At 43.6% G+C, this 24,367-nt stretch carries 21 protein-coding genes; all 21 read right to left on the reverse strand.

Features of this window, described 5'->3' with window-relative positions; all coding sequences use genetic code 11:
- Positions 1 to 90: 90 nt before the first annotated feature.
- Complete coding sequence (locus BLS23_RS09685; protein ID WP_075037603.1) at positions 91 to 351, reverse strand: DUF3243 domain-containing protein; 261 nt, start codon at positions 349 to 351, stop codon at positions 91 to 93.
- A gap of 67 nt (positions 352 to 418) precedes the next feature.
- A complete protein-coding gene (gene ymfI / locus BLS23_RS09690) occupies positions 419 to 1,138 on the reverse strand; it encodes an elongation factor P 5-aminopentanone reductase (RefSeq protein WP_089652352.1) in 720 nt (239 codons plus the stop codon).
- Positions 1,131 to 2,423, reverse strand: coding sequence for an EF-P 5-aminopentanol modification-associated protein YfmH (gene yfmH, locus BLS23_RS09695; protein WP_089652353.1), 1,293 nt, complete (start codon positions 2,421 to 2,423; stop codon positions 1,131 to 1,133). Before yfmH ends, ymfI begins: the two co-directional genes overlap by 8 nt.
- A complete protein-coding gene (yfmF, locus tag BLS23_RS09700) occupies positions 2,423 to 3,709 on the reverse strand; it encodes an EF-P 5-aminopentanol modification-associated protein YfmF (protein WP_089652354.1) in 1,287 nt (428 codons plus the stop codon). The genes yfmH and yfmF overlap by 1 nt, the downstream gene beginning before the upstream one ends.
- 140 nt (positions 3,710 to 3,849) lie before the next feature.
- Positions 3,850 to 4,809 carry an ABC transporter permease gene (locus BLS23_RS09705; RefSeq protein WP_181898510.1) on the reverse strand — a complete coding sequence of 320 codons (960 nt, stop codon included), beginning with the start codon at positions 4,807 to 4,809 and terminating at the stop codon, positions 3,850 to 3,852.
- Positions 4,810 to 5,856: an ABC transporter permease gene (locus BLS23_RS09710; RefSeq protein ID WP_089652355.1), complete on the reverse strand. Its 1,047-nt coding sequence runs from the start codon at positions 5,854 to 5,856 to the stop codon at positions 4,810 to 4,812. It abuts the gene before it with no gap.
- Positions 5,856 to 7,382, reverse strand: a complete 1,527-nt coding sequence (locus BLS23_RS09715) for an ABC transporter ATP-binding protein (protein WP_089652356.1) — start codon at positions 7,380 to 7,382, stop codon at positions 5,856 to 5,858. The genes BLS23_RS09710 and BLS23_RS09715 overlap by 1 nt, the downstream gene beginning before the upstream one ends.
- 129 nt (positions 7,383 to 7,511) lie before the next feature.
- The gene (locus BLS23_RS09720) at positions 7,512 to 8,633 is read right to left on the reverse strand and encodes a BMP family lipoprotein (protein WP_279615125.1); all 1,122 of its coding nucleotides are present in this window, start codon (positions 8,631 to 8,633) and stop codon (positions 7,512 to 7,514) included.
- A 112-nt stretch (positions 8,634 to 8,745) separates the two neighbouring features.
- On the reverse strand, positions 8,746 to 9,471 hold the full coding sequence (locus tag BLS23_RS09725; RefSeq protein WP_089652357.1) for a GntR family transcriptional regulator: 726 nt from the start codon (positions 9,469 to 9,471) through the stop codon (positions 8,746 to 8,748).
- Between the two features lie 778 nt (positions 9,472 to 10,249).
- The gene (locus BLS23_RS09735) at positions 10,250 to 12,550 is read right to left on the reverse strand and encodes a DNA translocase FtsK (RefSeq protein WP_089652359.1); all 2,301 of its coding nucleotides are present in this window, start codon (positions 12,548 to 12,550) and stop codon (positions 10,250 to 10,252) included.
- A gap of 128 nt (positions 12,551 to 12,678) precedes the next feature.
- Positions 12,679 to 12,885, reverse strand: coding sequence for a YlzJ-like family protein (locus BLS23_RS09740; RefSeq protein ID WP_089652360.1), 207 nt, complete (start codon positions 12,883 to 12,885; stop codon positions 12,679 to 12,681).
- Positions 12,882 to 13,601: a ClpP family protease gene (locus tag BLS23_RS09745; RefSeq protein ID WP_089652361.1), complete on the reverse strand. Its 720-nt coding sequence runs from the start codon at positions 13,599 to 13,601 to the stop codon at positions 12,882 to 12,884. Before BLS23_RS09745 ends, BLS23_RS09740 begins: the two co-directional genes overlap by 4 nt.
- Before the next feature lie 671 nt (positions 13,602 to 14,272).
- Positions 14,273 to 15,730: an IS1182 family transposase gene (locus BLS23_RS09750; protein WP_143015251.1), complete on the reverse strand. Its 1,458-nt coding sequence runs from the start codon at positions 15,728 to 15,730 to the stop codon at positions 14,273 to 14,275.
- Between the two features lie 277 nt (positions 15,731 to 16,007).
- On the reverse strand, positions 16,008 to 16,880 hold the full coding sequence (gene dapA / locus BLS23_RS09755) for a 4-hydroxy-tetrahydrodipicolinate synthase (RefSeq protein WP_089652362.1): 873 nt from the start codon (positions 16,878 to 16,880) through the stop codon (positions 16,008 to 16,010).
- The gene (gene dapG, locus BLS23_RS09760) at positions 16,877 to 18,118 is read right to left on the reverse strand and encodes an aspartate kinase (RefSeq protein WP_089652363.1); all 1,242 of its coding nucleotides are present in this window, start codon (positions 18,116 to 18,118) and stop codon (positions 16,877 to 16,879) included. The genes dapA and dapG overlap by 4 nt, the downstream gene beginning before the upstream one ends.
- Positions 18,119 to 18,143: 25 nt before the next feature.
- Positions 18,144 to 19,190 carry an aspartate-semialdehyde dehydrogenase gene (gene asd / locus BLS23_RS09765; protein WP_089652364.1) on the reverse strand — a complete coding sequence of 349 codons (1,047 nt, stop codon included), beginning with the start codon at positions 19,188 to 19,190 and terminating at the stop codon, positions 18,144 to 18,146.
- A 103-nt stretch (positions 19,191 to 19,293) separates the two neighbouring features.
- On the reverse strand, positions 19,294 to 19,890 hold the full coding sequence (locus tag BLS23_RS09770; RefSeq protein WP_089652365.1) for a dipicolinate synthase subunit B: 597 nt from the start codon (positions 19,888 to 19,890) through the stop codon (positions 19,294 to 19,296).
- Positions 19,890 to 20,783, reverse strand: a complete 894-nt coding sequence (gene dpaA / locus BLS23_RS09775; RefSeq protein WP_089652366.1) for a dipicolinic acid synthetase subunit A — start codon at positions 20,781 to 20,783, stop codon at positions 19,890 to 19,892. Before dpaA ends, BLS23_RS09770 begins: the two co-directional genes overlap by 1 nt.
- A 110-nt stretch (positions 20,784 to 20,893) precedes the next feature.
- Positions 20,894 to 21,121, reverse strand: coding sequence for a YlmC/YmxH family sporulation protein (locus tag BLS23_RS09780; RefSeq protein WP_244157172.1), 228 nt, complete (start codon positions 21,119 to 21,121; stop codon positions 20,894 to 20,896).
- A gap of 27 nt (positions 21,122 to 21,148) precedes the next feature.
- Positions 21,149 to 22,069: a polysaccharide deacetylase family protein gene (locus BLS23_RS09785; RefSeq protein ID WP_089652368.1), complete on the reverse strand. Its 921-nt coding sequence runs from the start codon at positions 22,067 to 22,069 to the stop codon at positions 21,149 to 21,151.
- 171 nt (positions 22,070 to 22,240) lie between these two features.
- Positions 22,241 to 24,364, reverse strand: coding sequence for a polyribonucleotide nucleotidyltransferase (pnp, locus tag BLS23_RS09790; RefSeq protein WP_089652369.1), 2,124 nt, complete (start codon positions 24,362 to 24,364; stop codon positions 22,241 to 22,243).
- Between the last annotated feature and the right edge of the window lie 3 nt (positions 24,365 to 24,367).

Here is a 24,367-nt window from a genome sequence, read left to right on the forward strand (position 1 = left end):
TTCGATCCTACATAAACATACAAAAATTGAAAAAGCTTGGTTTTATCAGAAAAAAATCCGCACAGACGTCTGTGCGGATTGATGACGAGGTTAAGATTGTGTTCCTTCGTTTTGAACCATCTTCACCATCATATTGGCAATGGCGTGTTGTTCTTTTTCATCTGCTACATTCCAAAGATCACGCAAGACAGCTTCCTGCTCGTTCTTCGCATCAACAGAGTTTGCTAAATAACCACCAATTTCATAAGCAAGCTCAGAAACCGCTTGTTCTTGCATACCTTGACCTTTCGCCTGATGTAAGCGATCACCCAAGAAATCTTTCCAAGAATCGAAATTATCGAGAACAGACATGATGTAACCTCCTCTGAATTTTTTCATGCTTAGTATGAGAAGGAAAGGCCGATTTTATGCAACAGAATTAAGACCAACCACCATCGACTTGGATCACTTGTCCCGTTATATAGCTTGATTTGTCACTCAACAAAAAGTCGGCCATGTGTGCGACTTCCTCAGGCGTCCCAGACCGTCCAAGAGGAATATCGTCCTCAAGGAAGTCCAGTTCTTCCTGAACCAGATGGGCGTTCATCTTTGTCGCAATTAAGCCTGGGGCAATACAGTTGACTCTTATTCCACTTGGAGCGACTTCTTTCGCAAGCCCTTTGACAAAGCTGTTTTGTGCGCCTTTCACAGAGCTGTACACAACCTCCATACTCGCACCTTCAAGTCCGAAAATAGAACTGATAACAAGAATATTGCCTCTTTTCTTTCGGATCATATAGGGAAGCACCTTCTGGGTGATCATCCACAAAGATTTGACGTGAACCAAATACAGTTCGTCTACCTCATTCTCTTTCATATCCTGGAATAAACCGCTATACATATGCCCGCCAGCAAAGATCACAGCATCCCATTCTTCATTGATTTGACCTAAAAATGAATGGATGCCATCCAACGTGGAAAGATCAGCTTGATATACTCCAGCCCATTGAGAATCAGGGATCTTTTTACTCATTTCTTGAATGATTTGCTCACTTTGATTGTAATGCAGGCCAACGGAAAACCCTTGATCGACAACACGTTGAACGATTGCCTGACCAATTCCTCCGCTGGCCCCAATGATCAAGCACTTTTTATGCATTGGCTTGTGGTTTGACTTGGAAGACGGTGATCGCGTCTTCTTTCAACCAGTGTTGCAAGTATTCTTCCGCATCATCCGCGGTCAAGGATTCAATGATTGGCAGCACTTCAAATAAGTCTGTACCGAGCGTGTGGTAATGGGTGAATTGATTGGCGATAAACTCCAAGGAGTTCATCGCTCTCATAAATTGACCGATTTTCTTCCTCTTCATCCTTGTGAAGTCTTCATCAGATATACGTTGCTCTTTTAACTCATGCAACATCTCCTTAATACGAGATGCCATTTCATCAGGCTTTCTAGAGTCTCCGCCAAGAATAGTGAACCCAAACTGACGATCGAGTTCCGTTTCAAATTGGAAGCTGTCATCGATGAGATCGTTTTTGTAAAGCTCCTCATAGAAAACGCCGCTTCTTGAGAAATAATAATCAAGAATCATCCCTGATAGAAGTTCTCCACGAACCAATTCTTCGCCTGTTAAGCCATCGACGTTTTCCTTGACCCCGACCATCGCTTTCGCTGTTGTCACAGGCATCGTGATTGAATGTTCTTTTTTAGCAGCAGAAGCTGGTTCTTCAGGATAGGAACGGTTGATTTCCGGCGCATCAGGAAATTCTTTCTTCACTTGATTGTCCCTGATCATTGTCATCATGGACTCAGGTTCGATATTTCCAGCAACGAATAAGACCATGTTCGAAGGGTGATAAAACGTCTCGTAACAGGTGTAGAGGTCATCTTTCGTGATTTTCTGTATGCTGTCTACGGTCCCAGCGATGTCCACCTTCACAGGATGGTCGTGGTATAAACTTTGGATCGTTCCAAAAAAGGAACGCCAATCAGGCTGATCATCGTACATGCGGATTTCCTGAGCGATGATTCCCTTTTCTTTTTCCACAGACTCCTCTGAGAAATAAGGGTCCTGTACGAAATCAAGCAGTGTCTGTACATTTTTATCAATTTGACTAGTTGCAGAAAATAGATAAGCCGTTTTCGTAAAGGATGTAAAGGCATTCGCTGATGCGCCGAGTCTCGTGAAATCCTGGAACACATCACGATCTTCTTTTTCAAACAGTTTGTGTTCAAGAAAGTGTGCAATCCCTTCTGGTACCGTCACTTTCTCACTTTTCCCGATCGGTGTGAACGTTTGATCAATCGATCCATAATTCGTTGTAAAGATACCAAATGTCTTGGCCATTTCAGGCTTTGAAAGTAAAAACACTTTCAACCCATTATCCAATGTTTCCTGATAAACCGTTTCGTTCAGCTGAGTATAAACCAGTTCTTCCATTAAGATTCCCCTCCTTCTTTACTCGTCAAAAAGTAAATCGTGTCCAATTCAATCTTTTTGGCCATTTGGACGACTTGTTCTTTCGTAACTTTTCGGATATTATCGATTAACTCATTCGCAGGCATTTCAGCACCTGATAACATTTGATGATAAAGAACTTCGATCATCCCGTTCGCATTGTCCATCGTTTCTTGAAGTTGATGAATGACCTGTTCTTTCGTCTCTTCAACTTGATCCTCTGTGAAATCCCCATTCTTCATTGCGTCCATCTGCTCCAATATGATCGATTTCGCTTGATCAAAATCTTTAGGATCTACGCCACTGAAAACAAGCAGAAGGCCTTTATGACTCTCAAACCTTGAAGCAGCATAATAAGCTAAGCTGTGTTTCTCACGTACGTTCATAAACAGCTTGGAACTTGGGAACCCTCCGAATATGCCGTTGAAGATCTGCAAGGCATAGTAATCATCGTCACCGAACTTCGTATAAGTCCTGTAGCCAAGGTGAAGTTTGCCTTGGTTCACTTCTTCCCTTTCGATAACTTCCCTTGCTTCCTTAACTTCTTTCGTGACAGATACTTGGTCGTCATCGGCATTAGTACTTCCTTTTCTAGAGAAATACTGATCTGTAAGCTTTTCAATCGCTTTTTGATCCATATCACCAATTACATACACATCAAGCATGTCTTTTGCGATCATTTCTTTATAATAAGCGTAGAGCTTTTCAGATGTAATCGTTTCGAGGTCTTCTAAGTATCCATGCACATGCAAAGCGTATGGTTCGTCTTTGCACATATGATCCATGAGCCTCATATTGGCATAACTCATTTTGTCATCTTTGATGCTGGTGATTTTTTGCTCAAGGGTCTGTTTTTCACGATCGACGATTGAGGAATCAAATCCTTCCCCTTCCGTCTTCGGATCAAACAAGACTTCATTAAACAACTGGACCGCTTCCTCGAGAATCGGTTCCTGATCATTCAAGTACGCTTCATTGACGACTTCCATACGGAAGCTGATGACATGGTTCTCCCCCTTTTTAGAGCCGTCGCTTGAAAGAGCGGTTCCGTAAAGGTTTTCAAACGCAGATTGTAGTGATCGCACATTCGGGTGATTGTTCGTCGCTTTTTGCAGGACATGTGGTAAAAGCGCACGTTCAGTGATTCCTTCTCTTTTCAAAGGGGCTTTGAATTTTGCAACAATTGTAATGGTTTTGTATTTTTTGCTTGGTAAAATATGTAGACGATACCCTTCTTTTTCGAGTAGCGTTTCTTCAGTTATTTTCATATTCATCCTCCTTGTCAGTCTCTTCTATTATAGACCTACATGTCCATATTCATCCATTCTAACTAAGTCTTATGCTAAGGTATATGTGTGAAAAAGTAAAAAAATTAAGTCCGGCACTTGCGTACCGGACTTGAAAGCCTTTATCGATTTCCTTTTACATAAGCTTCTCCCAATGACTTTGGTGCTTCCGCTCTTCCGATAAACCCTGCCAGAGCAAGGATCGTCAGTACATAAGGAGCGATGAGCATAAAGACAGAAGGGACATTTTCCAAAAGGGCAATATCTGATGAAACAATACTTAAACTCTGAGCAAATCCGAAGAAAATAGCTGCGCCGAGCGCTCCAAGCGGGTGCCATTTCCCGAAGATGACCGCAGCCAGCGCAATAAACCCTTGCCCCACGATTGTACCATGAGAAAAGTTATGGGTTACTGTCAAGGCGTACACAGCGCCACCAAGACCACCGAAGGCACCAGAAAGCATAACTCCGATGTATCTCATTTTGTAGACATTGATTCCGTTTGTATCTGCAGCCATAGGATGTTCACCTACAGAGCGAAGACGAAGTCCAAATGGTGTTTTAAAAATAATGAACCAAACAAGGAATGCCATGGCAATAGCTAAGTAAGAAGTCCAGTACCACCCGGTGAAAAACATGTCCCCTAGAATAGGGATTTTATTAAGTAGAGGAACATTTGAAGAATAGATCGGACTTTCAATGAAATCCGTCTGTCCTTTGTCATACCATTGCTTGGTAAGGAATAACCCAATTCCTAAAGCCAGGAAGTTTATAGCCACCCCACTCACGACTTGATCCGCCCGGAAAGTAATCGAGGCAACGGCGTGGACAAGTGCAAAAATAGCGGATACGATCATCGCAATGATTAGGGATACGACAGGAGTCGCTGCGCCGAAAACACTATGGAAAGTCAAGTTGGAAACGATCGCTACGAAAGCTCCCATAATCATTAAGCCTTCGAGACCAATGTTGATGACCCCGGATCGTTCACTGAACACTCCCCCTAAAGCGGTAAAAATAAGAGGGGTTGCGAATACGACAGATGCACCGAGAATACGGCTGATCAGTTCAATAATCTCCATTTATTTCCCCTCCTTTTTAAACCAAAGAATGACCCAGCGGATCATGTAGCTTGAAGCTACGAAGAATATGATTAAAGCAATAATGATTTCTACAAGCTCTGTCGGGACACCTGCAGCTGTCGGCATATTCAATGCGCCGATTTTCAGGACGCCGAAGAGGAAGGCGGCGAGAATAACACCAAATGCTGTATTCGCACCAAGTAAGGCGACAGCGATCCCGTCGAAACCGATGTTTGTAAAACCTGCTTTAATGGACATGAAGCCGAACGTACCGAGTCCTTCCATAGCCCCGGCAAGTCCTGCGAATGCACCGGAAATGACCATAGCAAGCACAATATTTTTACTTACGTTCATACCTGCATATTTTGATGCATGCTGGTTGAAACCTACAGATCTTAACTCAAACCCGGTCGTTGTCCGGTTGATAATGAACCACATGACAAACGCCATAAGGATGGCGACAATAAAACCATAGTGGATCCTCGAGTAAAATGTCATTTCTGCAAGCCAGTTGGATTGTAACGATGCTGTTTCTGCTACTTTCTCTGTTCTGTCAGCCCCGTCACTCAATAGATTACGAACGATGGAGTTACTCAAATACAAAGCAATGTAGTTCATCATGATGGTGACAATAACTTCATGAACACCCAGTTTCGCTTTTAGAAGACCGGGGATAAAGCCCCAGAAAGCTCCAGCAACAGCTGCAGCCAAAATCGCCAGCGGCAAGTGGACAATCATTGGAAGGTCGAAAGAAATCCCAATCCAGACCGAAGCGATCCATCCCATGAACACCTGACCTTCAACACCAATGTTCAACAGACCTGATCTTAAAGCAAATGCGACCGCAAGCCCTGAGAGGATGTAAGGCGTCACTTGCCTGATCGTCTCTCCGAAAAAGTAAGCATCTCCAAAGGCTCCATTCCATAGTGCAGCAAAACCTGCAATCGGATTATAACCGAAGATCAGCATGATGATGGCACCAGAAATCAGGCCGAGCAAAACAGAAATAATCGGTACCAATATATTGAATAGGCGATTCGAAAACATTATTGCTCACCTGCTTTCTCTGTTGAATTACCAGCCATGAGCAACCCGAGCTTCTGCTCATTCGTTTCTTCTGGCTGGACATCAGCAATGATCTGTCCATCAAACATGACGGCAATCCGATCACTCAAGTTCATGATTTCATCTAGTTCAAATGATAGAAGAAGAACGGCGCGACCTTTGTCTCTCTCTTCAATTAATTTTTTATGGATGAATTCAATAGCTCCTACATCCAGGCCACGTGTGGGTTGTGCTGCAATAATCAAGTCCGGGGACCTGTCCACTTCACGACCGATGATCGCTTTTTGCTGGTTCCCGCCTGAAAGCGCTCTTGCCAGCGTATATACATCCGGCGTGCGGACATCATACTCGGCAATCAAATCTTTTGCTTTTTGATAAATGTTCTTAAAATTCATGACGCCCTTTTTCGAATAAGGTTTCTGGTGATAACTTTGCAGTACCATATTTTCACCAATGGGAAAATCGAGTACAAGACCGAATTTATGACGATCCTGCGGGATATGAGAAACTCCTGATTGCGTTACTTTACGAGGTGTTAAATTTGTAATTTCCTTATCATGTAGGCGGATGGTACCGGATTCACTTCTTCTTAAGCCTGTAATCGCTTCAATCAATTCGGATTGGCCATTGCCATCAACCCCAGCAATTCCGACAATCTCTCCTGCACGGACTTCCAAGTTTAATCCTTTGACCATTTCTACACCGCGGACATCTTTCACGCGTAAATCCTTGATAGAAAGGTAAGCTTCTTTTGGATCTGCCTTAGTTTTCTCAGTCGAAAAGCTGACATCACGACCTACCATCAAAGAAGCAAGCTCTGTTGGGTTGGTTTCAGAGACATTAACCGTCCCGATTCCCTGCCCTTTTCGTATAACGGTGCACCGATCACAGACCTCCATAATTTCCTTCAACTTATGGGTGATCAGGATGATTGATTTCCCTTCTTTCACAAGGCTATGCATAATATCAATCAACTCTTTGATTTCCTGAGGAGTAAGAACCGCTGTAGGTTCGTCAAAAATTAAAATTTCCGCTCCTCTATAAAGCGTTTTCAATATCTCGACACGCTGTTGCATCCCTACGGATATATCACGGATCTTCGCTTTTGGATCGACATTTAGACCGTATCTCTCCGAAAGTTCTCTCACTTGTTCTTCCGCATGTTTTAAGTTCACCGTTCCTGCTTTCTTCGGTTCGCTACCTAGAACAATATTTTCAGTGACTGTAAACGTGTCCACGAGCATAAAGTGCTGGTGAACCATCCCGATTCCTTGTGCGTTCGCTACGTTGGGATCTGTGATGTTGACTTTCTCTCCACGAACTCTGATTTCTCCTCTTTCCGGCTGATAGAGGCCGAACAGGACGTTCATCAGTGTAGATTTACCCGCTCCATTTTCCCCAAGAAGAGCATGGATTTCACCTTTTTTCACTTGCAAATTAATATTGTCATTCGCTACAATACCCGGGAATTCTTTTCTAATGTTCAACATTTCAATTACATAGTCCATTCGTCTCTCTCCCCTCCCCCGTTCACCTTAAAAAATCACCAAAGGAAAAGGGCCGGAACAATCTTTTCATTTGATGATTTTCTTTTACAGAAGAAAAGGCCGGCTCTCACCAGCCCTTTCTGACAGTTGTTACATGGAATCTAAGAATGTTTGTAAATCTTCACGTGTGCTTGGCACTTCCACTTCGCCGTTGACGATTTTCTCTTTCCACTCTTCAACAGCAGAAACGATTTCTTCTGTCATCGCTTCCTCGTTTGTGCGAGCAATGCTGATCGCATCATCAGCAAGTCCAAACTCAAGGACTTCCCCACCAGGAAACTCTCCGTCCATCGCTTGGTTTGCTACTTCTTGAACAGCTATGTCTACACGTTTAACCATGGAAGTAAGTGTGACGTTGGAGTCACCGATCTGACCTTCTTCGTGTTGGTCACGGTCGACACCAATGACCCATACCTCTTCATCAGGATTACTGTTCTTGATGTCTTTCGCCTGAGCAAATACACCGTTACCTGTACCACCAGAAGCATGGTAAATGACATCGATATCTTTGGAATACATGTTGGATGCAATCGCTTGTCCCTTTTGAGAATCGTTGAAGCTTTCTGCATACTCTACTTCTACTTCGATTTCAGGGTTCACAGATTTAACACCAGCGACGAATCCTGCTTCGAACTTGTTGATCAAGCTTCCATCAACACCACCGATGAAACCGATTTTATCCGTGTTCGTCTTGTTTGCAGCAGCTACACCTGCAAGGAAAGAACCTTGGTGCTCTTTAAACATGATGCTTACTACGTTATCTCCTTCTTGAACGGCGTCAACAAGGGCGAAGTTCGTATCCGGATATTGCTCAGCAACTTCTGCGATGGCCGGTTGAAGAAGGTACCCGATCCCATAAATCAAATTATAGTCCTGACGTACAAGACGGTTCAGGTTTGTTGCGTAATCAGCATCACTCTCAGATTGAGCGTAATCGATTCCCTCACCTTTGCTCATGCCATTTTCTTCACCAAAAGCCTGTAAGCCTTCCCATGCGGATTGGTTGAATGACTTATCATCAACCCCGCCCACATCGGTAACCATAGCTACAGAGAAATCGCTGTTTTCTTCTCCGGAAGATTCCTCACTGCCAGAATCATCACTGCTGCTTCCACTCGTTTCTTCCTCTCCTCCAGAAGAACCACAAGCAGCTAAAAACACACCAAAAGTTAATAAAAATACTAGAACCATAAGAAAACGACTTTTAAACAAAAAAATTACCCCCTAATTTTTTAGTATGACGTTAATCAAAATCCAGCAGATTTCAAGTATCTATAACCAGCCTCACCTCCCTAAAATGAATCTGACACATTTTTGTAAGCCCTTACACTCTTTTTCTTAAGACATGGAAGCTGAACTTGTCAGCCCGGAAGTAATTGGAGGAAAGCAGCATCGGAACATCATCCTGGGAGTAATGCATTTGTCTCAAAAGTAAGAGAGCTTGGTCAGGTTCACAATTCAAAATCGGAGAAATTCTTTCATGAAATCCGATCGGTTCAATATGAGTTACTGCATAGCCAATCGTTTTCCCTGTATATCGTTCTAAAACATTAAATAAAGAATCCGCTTCTCTAATCTGATCGATCGGGAGTAAGCCTTCTGGGATTTTATCTGTACAATAAACCACTGGCTGGTCGTCGGCTGTTCGTACACGTTCGACCTTTGCAATGCTATGTACCTCCAGTGGAGAGAATCGTTTTCGATCTTCTTCTGTAGGTTCGATAAGCTCCGCAGATAGATACTGAGACCCAGGGGTCATTCCTGATTTCGCAATCATCCCTGTGACACTGTCTAATTCCTCGATCCCTGATGTGAACAAGGGTTTTGGATTAACAAAAGTACCCACCCCATGCCTTCGGGTAACCACACCTTCTTCTTCTAAAATTCTCAACGCTTCCCTCAGCGTCGCTCTTGAAACCCCAAGGGATTTGGAAAGCTGGAATTCGGATGGTAGTTTTTGCTTTTCTAAAAAGATACCGTTTTCAATATCGCGTTTAATCTGCTCGATCACCTGTAAATAAAGATGTCGAGTATCTTGTCTGATGGACATCACTTTCACCCCAAGTCTATTGAACTATCTGTCTAGAGATCTGACCTCTGACGTTCGACACATCACATTTTGACAATAATATAACACTATTCGATAAATAAATAAATAGAATTAGGACATTTTTATGAATTTTGACTCATTTCCATGGAAACGTTTGATAGATTTCGATAAGCACTCCATCCATGCAAAATTTCTAAATTTATTTCAGAAAAGCTCCCGTTTGCGGAAGACTCAGTTTCGAGACTTTTGATGAAGTGGATGGGGCTGCGGGGAATAGCTCGCTTTCCGCGGGAGCGCGGTGAGCCTCCTCGGACTGTGTCCTGTGGGGTCTCACCAAGCACTTTTTTCCCGCAGGAGTCTCGCCATTCCCCTCCGCCCACTTGCCGGAAGAGATTCTCGAAACTACCTTCCAGTAATAGGAGCATTTATGGTTAAGAACCCAATATCGACGCGGGTTAAGGAGGATTTTACAACAGAACTAGGCAGGGTACTTTAAGAGCGATTTCGAGAACCTCATATGGTAAAGGGGCGGAGGGAAACGGTGAGCCTCCTGCGGGAAGTGCGTGGTAGATGAGACCCCGCAGAGCGTTAGCTCGAGGAGGCTCATCACTCGCCCACGGAAAGCGAACCTTTTCCCGGAGCCCGTCAACTCCCACAAAAATTCTCGAAATCAAGTCTTCCACAATCCTGCCATTTTGTTTAATAAGTAAATATGAAAGCTTAATCATGCCCAATCAGAAAAAAGGATCCACCTGGTTAGGTTGGATCCTTTTTGGATTTATGAAGTATGTTGTTCTTCAGCTTGCTGTGAAACAAGGACAGCACGTGGTTTACTACCTTCATAAGGCCCGACGATGCCATTGTCTTCCATGGCATCGATCAAGCGGGCTGCTCTCGTATACCCTACGCGAAAACGTCTTTGAATCATAGAAACACTGGCACTTTGCATTTCGATGACCATTTGGACTGCTTCAGGATAAAGGTCATCATCCACTTCCTGCTTCACTTCGCTTTCCTCTTCAGGAATCATCTCTTCTTGGTACTGCGCTTTTTGCTGCTCCACACAGAAGTTGACAATCCTTTCCACTTCCTCATCGGATAAGAAAGCGCCTTGCACCCTTGTCGGCTTGTTGGATCCGACTGGCGTAAACAGCATGTCCCCTCTTCCAAGGAGCTTTTCTGCTCCTCCAGAGTCCAAGATCGTTCTCGAATCGGTCTGAGAAGATACACTGAAAGCAATTCTTGAAGGAATGTTTGCCTTGATCACACCTGTAATGACATCCACAGAAGGACGCTGGGTGGCGATAATTAAGTGGATGCCGGCTGCGCGGGCCATTTGCGCAAGACGGGTAATGGCATCTTCCACTTCGTTTGAAGCAACCATCATTAAGTCTGCAAGTTCATCTACAAGGACAACGATGTAAGGAAGCTGAGGCTGCTCGTCTTCATTTTCCTGATTATGTTTTTTAATATATTCATTGTAGCTTTCGATATTTCTTGTTCCTGTATCTGAAAAGAGGTCATATCTTCGTTCCATTTCGGATACTACTTTCTTCAATGCACGTGAAGCTTTCTTAGGATCTGTAACAACCGGAGCTAAAAGATGTGGAATTCCATTATAGACATTCAATTCAACCTTTTTCGGATCGATCATCATCATTTTCACTTCATGGGGCTTTGCTCTCATCAAAATACTCGTAATGATCCCGTTAATACAAACACTTTTACCACTTCCGGTAGCACCTGCGACAAGCAAGTGAGGCATTTTATTCAATTCTGACATGACTGCCTCACCTGAGATGTCTCTTCCTAAGGCAAAGCTTAACTTGGCTTCCGGTTTTGATTTGCCCGTTTCTAATACTTCACGTAAAGAAACCATAGAGACTTCTTGGTTTGGTACTTCGATTCCGACCGCTGATTTGCCTGGTATCGGGGCTTCAATCCGGATATCTTTTGCCGCTAAGGCTAAGGCAAGATCATCATTCAAGTTTACGATTTTGCTGACCTTCACCCCTACGTCAGGGTACACTTCATACTTCGTTACCGACGGACCAACATGGACTTTAGTCACTTTCGCTTTCACACCAAAACTTTGGAAAGTCTTTTCAAGCTTCCTAACGGTTGCCTGAATGTGAGAACGCCCCTGACTTTGCGGGGTTGATGTAGGTTCATCCAACAATTCCAGGCTCGGTAACTGGTAATCCATATTTTCAAGTTCAGCTGTCGGCATCGACTTTTCAATATTTACCTCGTCGACATCCTGCTGTTCTTCCGTGCCACCTTCTGCCGGCTTATTCGTGTTCCCAGCAGCATAAGCGGTATCTGTAAAGTCTTGTATGATCGGCTCTTGGTCCTGCTCTTCTTCCTGATCATTAGACGTATCATTCAATTCATAAACCACTGTATCTTCTTCCTGCTCTTCCAATGCCTGCTTTTTCTTCTCTGCTTTTTGCTCTTTCTGATCCTTCATCTTTTGCACTTGCTCTGTGCTCATCTCTTTCACTTTACGCCCAAGCTTAGCAAAGAGCTCACCTATTGATTTCTCACTGACGAAGATGACACCGATAATAAATAGGAAAAAAGATAAAATAGCTGCTCCAGCTTTTGCAAAAAGGTAATAGCTGATGGAAAGAAGGATGGCACCCGTTAAACCTCCGCCAATGCTGTAAAACGGAAGTTCTCCTCTCATCATTCCTGTGATTCTGTCCCAAGTCATTGCAAAAATAGAACCTTCGCCAGTCCCGAGCTCAGCAGAAAGTGTTTCAAGGTGTGTGAACAAGAGTAAAGCCGTAACTATGGTGTACACGCCCAACAGACGTTTATGTAAAAAAGTAGGCCATTTTCTTTTTACCATCAAATACACCCCAACAATTAAAAAGAACAGGGAGGCGATAAAGTACCAAACACCAAATAAGAACTGCCAGAACCTCTCCAAACCTCCTGGAACCGCTCCATCACTAATAGCAGAAGCCCCGCTCCCAATGACAGCAATGAAGAGGAAGAACAGCCCTAAAAGTTCAAATTTCAAATGGCTTTTCATATTCGATTGCTTTTTCTTCTTTTTTCTTTTCCTAGCCATGGTCTTTCCTCCCCTATATGTAAAACTTAACGAGAAAAATGCCGATGGTTCCTTCAATATTCATGAAGAAATACAGCACCGGCATCCAGTCACTCATTTATTCTATTATACCATAGCCATCTACAATGTTACGAGTCCAACCATTGTCCTGGTTGAAGATCTGGATCCATGTAATGGGATGGGTCTGTCGATAGGACTTGCATGATCTGTTTTTTACCATCTTCTGATTTGCGACACATTAACGGACAATTGTTATGCTCATGATACACGACAGACATTTCTTCTTCCATTGGAAAAATGTCATGTTCACTTAAAGGAGTGTATAGTATGGTCATTGAACCACCTGCTGATCAGAACCTTTTGTCTGCTCAATAAGTTCATTCAATTTAGACATCGCTTCTTTTACTCCGCCTACAGCATCAATAAGACCATGATCCACCGCCTGCTGACCGACCACATTTGTACCAATATCACGAGTCAAATTCCCCTTATCAAACATGAGCTCCTTGAATTTTTCTTCTGCAACATTGGAATGCCTCGTTACAAAGCTGATGACACGGTCCTGCATTTTATCCATGTACTCAAACGTTTGAGGGACACCGATGACAAGACCGGTCATTCGGATCGGGTGAATCGTCATCGTCGCGGTTTCGACGATAAACGAATAGTCTGCAGAGACAGCGATCGGAACGCCGATGGAATGTCCCCCTCCTAACACGATGGATACGGTTGGTTTGGATAGGGAAGAAATCATTTCAGAGATGGCAAGACCAGCTTCCACATCTCCTCCAACTGTATTTAATAGAACGACCAAGCCTTCAATTTTAGGGTTCTGTTCAATCGCAATCAATTGAGGGATCAAATGCTCATACTTCGTTGTCTTATTTTGTGATGGCAACTGAACATGCCCTTCCACCTGCCCGATGATTGGCAGCACATGGATATTGGAATCAGCCGGCTGAGGTACACTGCTTTGTCCCAGCTGCTGAATTTTGTCAACGAGAGAGGATTGCGATTTGGATTGATCTTTTTCTTTGGAATCGTCTTTCATGGATCGATCTCCTTTCGCTCTTTTCCCGTAGTATGACTCAAACCATGTGAAACATACTAAAACATGACGCTCATGTTTACATTCTTCACAATTCCCTCATTAAATTTGTTTTAAAGTATATGCTCAGTTTCGAGATGTTTCTGGGTTCGTTCTACGCGCTGAGTGTCAGGGGTGGTCGGGAAGCTACTCGCTTTCCTGTGGGGGAGCGCCGGGCTTCCTCGGGCGGGCTGCCGCACTAAAGGGATCTCGCCTATCTCCTTCTCCCACGGGAGTCTCGCAGCTTCCCAACCACCCCATTCGATGGAGAAGAGAAACGAACACCTTCACTATGGGAGTGTGCCTTCAACTATCCTGTGTTATAAGCATAAAGTGCTCTATAACATGCTTTGCGCATGCAGAATAGCGCATTTCGGAGTTCATTATCCTCCAATTACCATTTGTATAAAAGCAGCTTATTCCGAAAGTGGTTTCGAGATAGTTATATGGTAAAGGGGCGGAGGGGAATGGCGAGACTCCTGCGGGAAAAAAGTGCATAGTGAGACCCCACAGGACGCAGTGAGGCCACTGAAAAACTGTAGTGTATTCTATGATTCAAGAAAAAACAGCGATTTTCGGAGGGTTCGTTTCCGAAAATCGCTGTTTTTTCAAAAGGAGAGAGGAGCTTGTCCCTCTTATTTCTCCATCAGTTTCAATATTCTCTTTATATTGACGGTGAATATCGCCATTGCGGCTTGTAATTCCATGCCTTTGAGGCCCGAAGATGACGCAATGTCATACCCGTGCCGGTGCTTCAATTCACTATTCTTCGCTTCAATTTTGTACCTCTGTCTGGCCTGTTCTTTAAATGCCTCCGTTTCTTGAAATTCGGCCTGTTCCTGGTGTTGGTGGGATTGAATCGTAACTGTATAGGTTTTGCTCTTCGCGCCGTCCTGGTAACACCCTTCTCTTAAAGGGCAGGTTTTACATTGATCGATGTCAAAGAAATACCGAATACGTTCACTTTTATTTCCGCTCGCTTTTCGGCTGTCTTTTCGTTTGTGGGTCGCCATATGGCCAGCTGGACAAACATACATCCCGGCATCCTTATTGAATTCGAACGTTTGGTCTTTCTTCCGTGTTCCGTGCGTAATGGAAGAGTTCAGTCTAGAAATTAAAGTAACCTCATGGTCGTTCGCATAGATCAAATTCTTCTTCTCTGAATAAGCGGCATCCCCGATGACTGTGTCCACGTCCATCCCTGATTTTTTACTCTTTTCAATTAGAGATTGAAGGTATTTCCCATCACTCTTTTCACCGGTTGTTGTCGTTGCGGCTGTGATAATTCTTTCTTCACTCATGCCTAGGTGTGTCTTATACCCAAAAAATGAGGAGTCGGCCGATTTGTGACCAACTTTGGCATCTGGATCTTGGGATAATTGAAGGTGTTCGAGATCATCTTCAACGGTTTCTTTCAATAAATTGAGAGACTCTTGGACTTTTGGATAAGAACTTAATGATGATTGACTTTCAACGACCTCCATCACCTTTTGGGTGTATTCGATTTCTGCCTCTACCGTATCCTCTTTGGGCTTGGATGGCATTTTCTTTTTCATGGATTCATCATGGGCATAGACAGCTTTGCGCAGGTTCTTGGAACGGGAACGTAATACTTCCTGCGGGGTCACATGATTATATTTGGACTTCGTATGAGTAGAATCCACGATAAGTGTGGAGGACTGAAGAACCTTATTTTCATAGGCAACCTGGACTGTTTTATCTATAAGAAAATCCAGGAAGTCGTCATCATTCACCCGCTGTTTTCTGAAGTGAGCCAATGTGCTGGAGTCAATGACGTCATCCTCAGGAGCGAGTTCAAGGAAGTATTTAAATGACATATCAACACGGGCACGGGCCACCAGATCTTTGTCAGATAACTGATAGGTCGTTTTGAGGAACAAATATTTGAACATGCGAATCGGATGAACGGCATTGCGTCCGTTATCATGACAGTATTTATCTTTTAAATTCTCATAGATGAAAGTGAAATCCATAAGTCCATTAACCTGACGAAGGAAATGATCTTCAGGAACAATCAAATCATATAAATTCGAATATCCACTCACGTTCATCGTCATCTGGCGTTCAAGCAATATAAATCCCTCACTTTTATGTAGTGTCTTCTGTCTTCAGTGTACAAAAAATATGGAAACATTTCTCCCATTCGGACGAAACGTTTCCATATCTCTATAAAAAAGGACTTTTTCAGTGGCCTCGACGCAGTCCGAGGAGGCTCACCGCGCTCCCGCGGAAAGCGAGCTATTCCCCGTAGCCCCCATCCACTCAACAAAAATCTCGAAACTGCGTCTTCAATAAAAGGAAGCTTATCTTTAATAAGCCAATACAAAAACCAGGGTGACCCACCCTGGTTTAAGTAAGTTGCTGCAAGCAGTTTGCAACGGCTGCTTCTTCGTTTTTTGTTAAGGGAACCAATGGGAGTCTTACACCACCGGTTTCAAGACCCTGGATTTTCAAAGCTGCTTTTACAGGAGCTGGGGAAGGAGCGCTGAACATTCCATTGAACACTGGTAACAACTTTCTATGGAGATCTCCTGCTTCTCTCCATTTACCTTCTTCAAAGAGAGAGAGCATCGCTTGCATCTGATTTCCTATGACATGCGAGGAAACCGATATAATGCCGTTTGCACCGACAGCGTAGGCTGGAAGGGTCAAATGATCATCTCCACTGTAAATGGAAAAGTGTTCATCAGTGAATGCACGAATTTTGGCCATTCCTTCTAGATCTCCGGTCGCTTCTTTTAAAGATACAATGTTTTCGATCTTGGAAAGTTCCATGATGGTTTCTGGTTGGATTCGTACAACCGATCTTCCCGGAACATTATAAATCATCACAGGGAGTTTCACGGATCCTGCAATGGTTTTGAAATGTTGATAGAGACCGTCTTGATTCGGTTTATTGTAGTATGGGGCGACCAGCATGATGGCATCTACACCTGTGGCTTCAGCTCTTTTGGATAATTTTATGGAGGATTCTGTGCTGTTGCTTCCTGTTCCTGCGATGACTGGTACACGCCCAGCGACTGTTTTCACGACATGACTCCATAAGCTTACTTTTTCATCCGCTGTCAACGTCGGAGATTCCCCCGTCGTTCCAGCAATGACAAGTCCGTCAGATCCATTGTTTAATAAATATTCCACCAGCTCGGTCGTTTTATTGAAATCAATCTCACCATGCCGATCGAACGGTGTCACCATGGCTGTCAAAACCTTTCCGAAATTCATGTCAGTTTTTCCCCTTTCTTAGGTGCTTTGCTCAATCGGAAAGTTTTATGGAGAGCGTTGACCGCTTCTATAAGATCATCTTCTTTCACCAGTACCCAGATCGTCGTATGAGAATCAGCGGATTGGAGAATCTGAATTCCCCGATCAGTCAATGTTTGAACGATTTGTGCTGTTACCCCGGGAATGCCTGTAATACCAGCCCCGACTGTGGAAACTTTTGCACAGCCTTCTCTCACTTCTGGTTCATAACCGAGTTCTTCAAGAATTTGGATGGCTTTGTCAGTAAAGATGTGGTTAATGGTGTAAAGGACACCGCTAGGAGATATATTGATGAAGTCTACGGAAATATTGGCGGAAGCCATGGATTTGAATACATCGGATTGTAGTTTGGAAGGGTCTTCTTTCGATTGAACTTTGATTTGCGTGAGGCCATCCATATGAGCGATCCCAGTTACGGTGCGTTCTGATATGTCTCTTCCTGTTCGATCTTCTTTTGTTCCCGTCACAAGCGTCCCGGGAAGGTCAGAGTATGTGGAGCGTACACGGATGGGGACCTTCGCATACATAGCAATTTCTACAGCCCTTGGATGGATGACTTTTGCTCCTTGGTAGGCCAAGTTGCATATCTCATTGTAGGTAATGGTGTTCAGAGGTCTCGCTTCTTGAACCAGTCTTGGATCGGCGGTCATGATGCCTTCTACATCTGTGAAAATATCGATAAAATCTGAATGCAGTGCCGCTCCTAAAGCAGCAGCCGTAGTATCACTGCCTCCACGGCCAATCGTTGTGACTTCTCCGTGAATGGTTTGACCTTGGAATCCTGCAACGACAACGACTTCATGTTTCTTCAGTTCTTCTAAGATCCTGCCAGGGTTTACTTGAGTAATTTTAGCTTTTGTAAAATCCCCATTTGTCATAATTCCTGCTTGGGCTCCTGTTAACGAGACGGCGTTTACACCAGCCTGATTCAACTCATGAGCAAAAACAATCGAAGAAATCGTCTCTCCGCATGACATCATCAAATCCTGCTCTCTTGGCGAAACATTTGTTTTAGGGAAGTCAATTAACCCGAGCAGTGTATCTGTGGCATATGGACTTCCTTTTCTCCCCATAGCTGAAACGGTAACAACGACTTTAAATCCTTCTTTCAAGCCGTTTTTCACATGGTGGATGGCCCGGGACCGACTCTCCTGGTCCCGGACGGACGTTCCACCGAACTTTTGCACAAGTAGCTTCATTTGGCCACCTCAACTCAATAAAAGTTTACAGCCACTTATTCGCAACCAAGCGTTCTGCAATTTGCACGGAATTCCATGCTGCACCTTTTAACAAGTTATCTGATACAACCCATAAATGGAATCCTTTTTCATCATCGAGATCTTTTCTGATTCTGCCGACAAAAACATCTCGCTTTTCTGCCGCACTCAATGGTGTCGGGTATGTTTGGGTAGAAGGATCGTCTTCGAGAACGATTCCAGGCGCTTCATTCATCAACTGTTTCACTTCTTCAACCGTAACCCCTTCTTTTTCTACTTCAATATATACACTCTCCGCATGAGATGTGAAGAAAGGAAGGCGTACACAAGTAGCTGCCACAGAAAGATCAGGTGCATGCATGATCTTTTTCGTTTCATTGATCATTTTCATTTCCTCGAATGTATAACCATTATCCTGAAAGACATCAATTTGAGGCAGGGCGTTAAATGCGATCGGATAATGCTTTTTATCTCCTTTGACAGGAAGTAGGTTGGCTTCAAGCTCTTCCCCATTCAAGAAAGATTGAGATTGTTCTCTTAATTCATCAGCTGCTTCATTTCCAGCGCCGGAAACGGCTTGGTAGGTTGAAACAATGACACGGTTCATGCCATAAGCTTTACGGACCGGCTCAAGAGCAGCAACCATTTGAATGGTCGAACAGTTTGGATTGGCAATGATTCCTTTATGTTCCTTGATATCTGCTTCGTTCACTTCAGGTACCACAAGAGGTACACCTTCCGCCATACGGAAAGCGCTCGTATTATCGATGACGACAGCACCGTGTTTAACAGCTTCAGGAGCCAGTTTCTTAGATACAGAACCTCCAGCAGAAAACAAAGCAATGTCCACACCTTTGAAGCTTTCAGGCGTCGCTTCTTCAAGCGTGTATTCTTCACCATTGAACACCATTTTCGATCCTGCTGATCGACTTGATGAGAGAAGCTTTAAGTTTTCAACAGGAAACTTTCGATCTTCCAAAGTTTCCAACATCTTTTGTCCTACGGCTCCAGTCGCCCCGACGACCGCTACATTATATTTTTTCGTTTCACTCATATTAGGCATCCTCTCTTGTATATCATTTGTAAGAATAGTAAGACATGTCACTATTTTTGTTATTTTATCATATTTACAAGAACACCTGGTATGAAAAAAAGAATTAATTCGGATACCTTTCAATTAAAACGGGTTGTCGCTGCTTTCCTTCGAGCGCTGCTTCAATCGTTTCTGGGATTAAAGTCATATCCGCTACCAATGAATTGGGCTTTTTGAAAGGATGATCCTGACCTAGAGGTACAAAGTAAATATTTTTTGTTGCCATAAGACGCATAATGTTCACACCATTCAATCCAAGAGCATCATTTGTTGAAACGGCCACGACAACAGGACTTTCGTTCCTCAATGTTGCCTTAGCAGCCATCAACACAGGGGAGTCCGTCAATGCATTTGCAAATTTACTAGTCGAATTCCCCGTAAGAGGTGCAATCAGCATGCAGTCCAAAGGACGTTTAGGTCCGAGGGGTTCTGCATCAGGAATCGTCAAAATCGGTTCTTCACCTGTGATTTCTTTTATTTTTTCTAAATGATCGGAAGCATCACCAAAGCGGGTATCCGTATTTTGTACAGTGTAAGATAAAACAGGGACTACGGTGGCTCCGAGATCGACGAGCTCCTGCATGACAGGAAAAACCTCATGGTACGTACAATGGGATCCAGTTAACCCGAATCCAATCACTTTCCCTTTTAACTTAGACATTATTCATTCTCCTTTCGTGAACCTTCCTGAACAATTCGTGACACAACATCTGCTATGATTCTCCCAGCCGTTTTTGGAGCTACGATTCCCGGCAGACCTGGTGCGAGTAATGCTTTAATTCCTCGTTTATCTGCATAACGGAAATCGGTTCCTCCCGGTTTGGATGCGAGATCCAAAATCATCGCATGAGAAGGCAACTGTTTAATGACCGAAGCATCTACGACCAGATGTGGAACGGTATTCAGCAAGATGTCACATGACATATCTGCATTCTCTATGTCATTCATATCAATCGTGTCCAGCCCCATTTCATAAACTCTTGCCGCTGCTTTTGAAGAACGTACTCCAACAGATACTTTGGCACCGAGGTGGTCAAACGTGCGTGCAAGACTCATTCCTACCCTTCCAAGACCGAGTACTATGACTTTAGATCCGTGAATCGTAAAATCCGTATGTTGAATGATCAACATGAGCGTCCCTTCTACGGTAGGAATAGAATTATAAATGGCAACATCATCCCGATCCATTAAGGGGATGAGTGTACGATTGGTTTTAGCTGCTAAATCTTTTAAATGATCATTGGCAATTCCAGAAAACACTTGGCAATGGTCGGGTGTCCTTTTCAACCATTCTTCTGACAAATGGATCAGCTGGTTGGAGAATATCCCTTCAATCTTTCCGTCCGAATCCGTCCCCGGTACAGGAAGGATGATGGCATCCAATTTTTCCACCTGCTCGCTGTCGAAGTCAAGGTCAATGGCTTCTCTAAAGCTTTCATTCAGTTGGTCGAACCCAGCCAAATAGACGGTGGCATCCCACTCATTCAACCTTCGAATAAGTTCGATCTGCCGGGCATCGCCCCCTATGACTGCTACATGATATCCTGTTAGCATCCCGGATGTCTCCTTTATCTAGTATCTTATCTCCTTGTATCCTATGCCGGAATGCGGAGTTAGTGATTTCGATTAATAAACAAAAAACACTGCAGCACAGGCTGCAGTGTTCATCGTTTTTTTAAGAGGATCGTTTCCTCACCAATGGTCTCAATTTGACTCCAATCGATCGTCATTGCTTTTTTTGAAGATCCAAACCCAATGAATCCTTGATTCATAATGACCAATGACTTGATCACTCCCGAATCGGGATCAATGATTAAGTCCGCTTTTCCTAGAATTCCTAATTTCTCCCCATTCTCTACATCAATCACTTGTTTTTGGGCTAGAGATTTCATTCTCACTTGGGCTACTCTCCTTCTTCTCTATCTCTCTTCACTCAATAATTTTTGCAGTGAAGCCAGTTTATACCCTTTATCTTTAATTCGTTCAATTAGTATTGGAAGGCTTTCCACCGTCACCTCGGTCGGATGCATAAGGATGGTAGCACCATTATGGACCTTGCCCATGACCCTTGTGATCAGTACATCTGAAGTTGGCTTTTTCCAATCGATCGTATCCACGGTCCACAAGATGGTTTCCATGCCCATTTCATCTGCCGCTTCAACGGTAGCGGTATTAAAGCTTCCAGATGGAGGAGCGAAATACTTCACTTTTTCCTTTGTTAGGGCGAATAAAAGCTCATCCGCTTGTTCTAAATTCGCTTTCGCTTGTTCTTTCGTCATTCTTCCCATGTCCTTATGTCTATACCCATGACTTCCGATCGTATGCCCTTCTTCTTCAATCATCTGCACGAGGTGTGTAAAATCGTTCGCAAAGGCTCCATCAATGAAAAAAGTAGCTTTCACTTGGTGCTCATTTAAAATTTCCACCATATCTGGAATGTATTCTTCCCCCCAGGAGACGTTAATAAGAAAAGAAACGGCTTCTTTATCCGGATGACCTCTATAGATCGGAGAAGCGGGTAAATCCTCCAGAGAAACCTCAGGCTTGATCAATTTATAGACATACAATTCAGGTTTGTACTTGCCGTATTTTTGCATTTTCTTATAAGAGGCTTCGACATCTACTTTCCGGCCAACAATCCCGGGTGTCTTTTTCCATACAGAATCGATCTTCGCATCCTGTGCTTCCCATTCAAATTCTTCTTTTTCGGCCTGGATTTTTTGGTAGATGGTATCTTCTTTATTGACGGTCACGACATGGTCTGCAGTCAAAAAAGCCATGCCAAACCCTATAAAAAAACAGAGATTGACGCTGAATAATACGATTAATCTGAAGCTCATGGACCATCACCCCTATCTCCATTCTATGGGGCATGTCCCCTTTCTAGACCAATTTTACTTACCATTAGCCATTCCTCCTGCGCACCGATCGCATCAAAAGATCTTCAAAATGGATTTTAGGCATAAAAAAAAGAGACTGGCAAGCCAGTATCTCTTCTTTACGTAACCATATTAGGATTGTTCAACGTTTTCTTGCTTTTTCTTCTCATCGAGAAGGATTGCTTTTCTAGAAAGATTGATTCTTCCCTGGTTATCGATTTCTTTGACCTTCACTTTAATTGTATCACCAAGGGATACGATGTCTTCCACTTTTCCAATACGCTCTTCAGCCATTTCAGAAATGTGGACAAGCCCTTCTTTTCCTTTGAATAGCTCCACGAAAGCACCGAACTTCTCGATACGTTTCACTTTACCATCGTAAATTTCGCCGACTTCTACTTCACGTACGATATCCTCGATGATTTTCTGAGCTGTTGCATTCATGCTTGCATCTGTAGAAGAAATGAACACCGTTCCATCCTGTTCAATATCGATCTTCACACCAGTATCATCAATGATTTGGTTGATTTGTTTCCCGCTCGGTCCAATAACATCACGAATTTTGTCTGGGTTGATTTTCATCGTCATGATCTTCGGAGCATGTGCTGAAAGTTCTTTGCGTGTTTCAGGAATCGTCTCAAGCATGTGTCCAAGGATTTCCATGCGGCCTTTTTTCGCTTGAGCCAATGCTTCTTCCAAAATTTCTCTGGAAAGACCTTCAATCTTGATATCCATTTGAAGGGCTGTTACTCCTGTTTCAGTTCCTGCAACTTTGAAGTCCATGTCTCCAAGCGCATCTTCCATGCCTTGAATATCTGTAAGGATGGTATAATCATCGCCTGATTTCACAAGACCCATCGCAATACCAGCCACTGGTGCTTTAATTGGAACACCAGCATCCATCATAGCAAGCGTACTTGCGCAAATACTCGCTTGAGAAGTAGAGCCGTTTGATTCTAGAACCTCAGAAACCAGTCGGATAGTGTAAGGAAATTCATTCTCAGAAGGAATGACGACCTCAAGTGCACGTTCACCAAGAGCACCGTGCCCGATTTCACGACGACCAGGTCCACGGATCGGACCTGTTTCTCCGACAGAGAATTTAGGGAAGTTGTAATGGTGCATGAAACGCTTGGACTCTTCAAGATCGAGACCATCGAGGATCTGTACATCTCCAAGAGCTCCAAGGGTACATACACTCAGGGCCTGGGTTTGACCACGTGTAAACAAACCGGAACCATGTGTACGTGGTAGCAATCCTACACGGGAAGTCAGTGGACGGATAACGTCGACACCACGGCCATCCGGACGAATTTTATCTTTCGTAATGAGACGGCGCACTTCCGTTTTCACCATATCTTCTAATATGGATCCTACTTGTTTGATTGTCTCTTCATCTGCTTCCTGCTCTTCATAAGAAGCGATAACGTCAGCTTTCACTTGTGCAATGGCTTCTTCACGAGCTTTCTTTTCTTCTGTTTTGATGGCCTGAACAATAGCTTCTGTTGCTTCTGCTTCTACTTTCTCTTTCAGTTCAGCATCCAGGTCGAACAATTGAACTTCCATCTTTTCACGACCTACAGCTTCAACGATTTCTTCTTGGAAAGCAACTAAACGCTTAATTTCTTCATGTCCAAACATGATAGCTTCAAGCATGTCCTCTTCAGAAACCTCATTGGCACCCGCTTCAACCATATTGATGGCATCCTTCGTACCCGCTACTGTAAGGTCAATATCGCTTTTCTCTTGTTGTTCAACGGTAGGATTGATGACAAATTCACCATCTACTCGTCCAACGATCACCCCTGCAATCGGTCCTTCAAAAGGAATATCAGACACGCCTAAAGAAATGGAAGACCCTAGCATTGCAGCCATTTCTGAAGAACAATCCTGATCCACACTCATTACGGAGCTGATCACTTGTACATCGTTACGGTACCCATCAGGGAATAGTGGACGAATCGGACGGTCAATCAAACGGGAAGCAAGGACAGCCTTGTCACTTGGACGACCTTCACGTTTGATGAATCCTCCTGGGATTTTACCTACTGCGTAAAGACGCTCCTCATAATTTACTGTCAATGGGAAAAACGGCAGGTCCTTCGGCTCTTTACTGCCGGTAGCTGTGGATAGGACTGTCGTATCTCCGTAATGAATGAGTGCTGCACCATTCGCTTGTTTCGCCAACTCGCCAATTTCTACAGAAAAAGTACGACCGGCAACATCAATGGAAAACACTTGTTTTTCTTCTGCCATAAA

Origin of the sequence: Halobacillus aidingensis (assembly GCF_900104185.1) — a bacterium.
GTDB classification, from domain to species: Bacteria; Bacillota; Bacilli; order Bacillales; family Halobacillaceae; genus Halobacillus; species Halobacillus aidingensis.

Excerpts from the sequence above, each read along its gene's own strand:
- pnp (WP_089652369.1), bottom strand. The coding sequence starts at position 24,364 with ATGGCAGAAGAAAAACAAGTGTTTTCCATTGATGTTGCCGGTCGTACT.
- BLS23_RS09785 (WP_089652368.1), bottom strand. The coding sequence starts at position 22,069 with ATGAGCTTCAGATTAATCGTATTATTCAGCGTCAATCTCTGTTTTTTT.
- dpaA (WP_089652366.1), bottom strand. The coding sequence starts at position 20,783 with ATGCTAACAGGATATCATGTAGCAGTCATAGGGGGCGATGCCCGGCAG.
- BLS23_RS09715 (WP_089652356.1), bottom strand. The coding sequence starts at position 7,382 with ATGGACTATGTAATTGAAATGTTGAACATTAGAAAAGAATTCCCGGGT.
- dapA (WP_089652362.1), bottom strand. The coding sequence starts at position 16,880 with ATGAATTTCGGAAAGGTTTTGACAGCCATGGTGACACCGTTCGATCGG.
- dapG (WP_089652363.1), bottom strand. The coding sequence starts at position 18,118 with ATGAAGCTACTTGTGCAAAAGTTCGGTGGAACGTCCGTCCGGGACCAG.
- BLS23_RS09780 (WP_244157172.1), bottom strand. The coding sequence starts at position 21,121 with ATGAAATCTCTAGCCCAAAAACAAGTGATTGATGTAGAGAATGGGGAG.
- BLS23_RS09685 (WP_075037603.1), bottom strand. The coding sequence starts at position 351 with ATGTCTGTTCTCGATAATTTCGATTCTTGGAAAGATTTCTTGGGTGAT.
- BLS23_RS09725 (WP_089652357.1), bottom strand. The coding sequence starts at position 9,471 with ATGTCCATCAGACAAGATACTCGACATCTTTATTTACAGGTGATCGAG.
- BLS23_RS09710 (WP_089652355.1), bottom strand. The coding sequence starts at position 5,856 with ATGTTTTCGAATCGCCTATTCAATATATTGGTACCGATTATTTCTGTT.
- BLS23_RS09745 (WP_089652361.1), bottom strand. The coding sequence starts at position 13,601 with ATGAAAGACGATTCCAAAGAAAAAGATCAATCCAAATCGCAATCCTCT.
- yfmF (WP_089652354.1), bottom strand. The coding sequence starts at position 3,709 with ATGAAAATAACTGAAGAAACGCTACTCGAAAAAGAAGGGTATCGTCTA.
- asd (WP_089652364.1), bottom strand. The coding sequence starts at position 19,190 with ATGAGTGAAACGAAAAAATATAATGTAGCGGTCGTCGGGGCGACTGGA.
- yfmH (WP_089652353.1), bottom strand. The coding sequence starts at position 2,423 with ATGGAAGAACTGGTTTATACTCAGCTGAACGAAACGGTTTATCAGGAA.
- BLS23_RS09770 (WP_089652365.1), bottom strand. The coding sequence starts at position 19,890 with ATGTCTAAGTTAAAAGGGAAAGTGATTGGATTCGGGTTAACTGGATCC.
- ymfI (WP_089652352.1), bottom strand. The coding sequence starts at position 1,138 with ATGCATAAAAAGTGCTTGATCATTGGGGCCAGCGGAGGAATTGGTCAG.
- BLS23_RS09740 (WP_089652360.1), bottom strand. The coding sequence starts at position 12,885 with ATGACCATACTATACACTCCTTTAAGTGAACATGACATTTTTCCAATG.
- BLS23_RS09705 (WP_181898510.1), bottom strand. The coding sequence starts at position 4,809 with ATGGAGATTATTGAACTGATCAGCCGTATTCTCGGTGCATCTGTCGTA.
- BLS23_RS09735 (WP_089652359.1), bottom strand. The coding sequence starts at position 12,550 with ATGGCTAGGAAAAGAAAAAAGAAGAAAAAGCAATCGAATATGAAAAGC.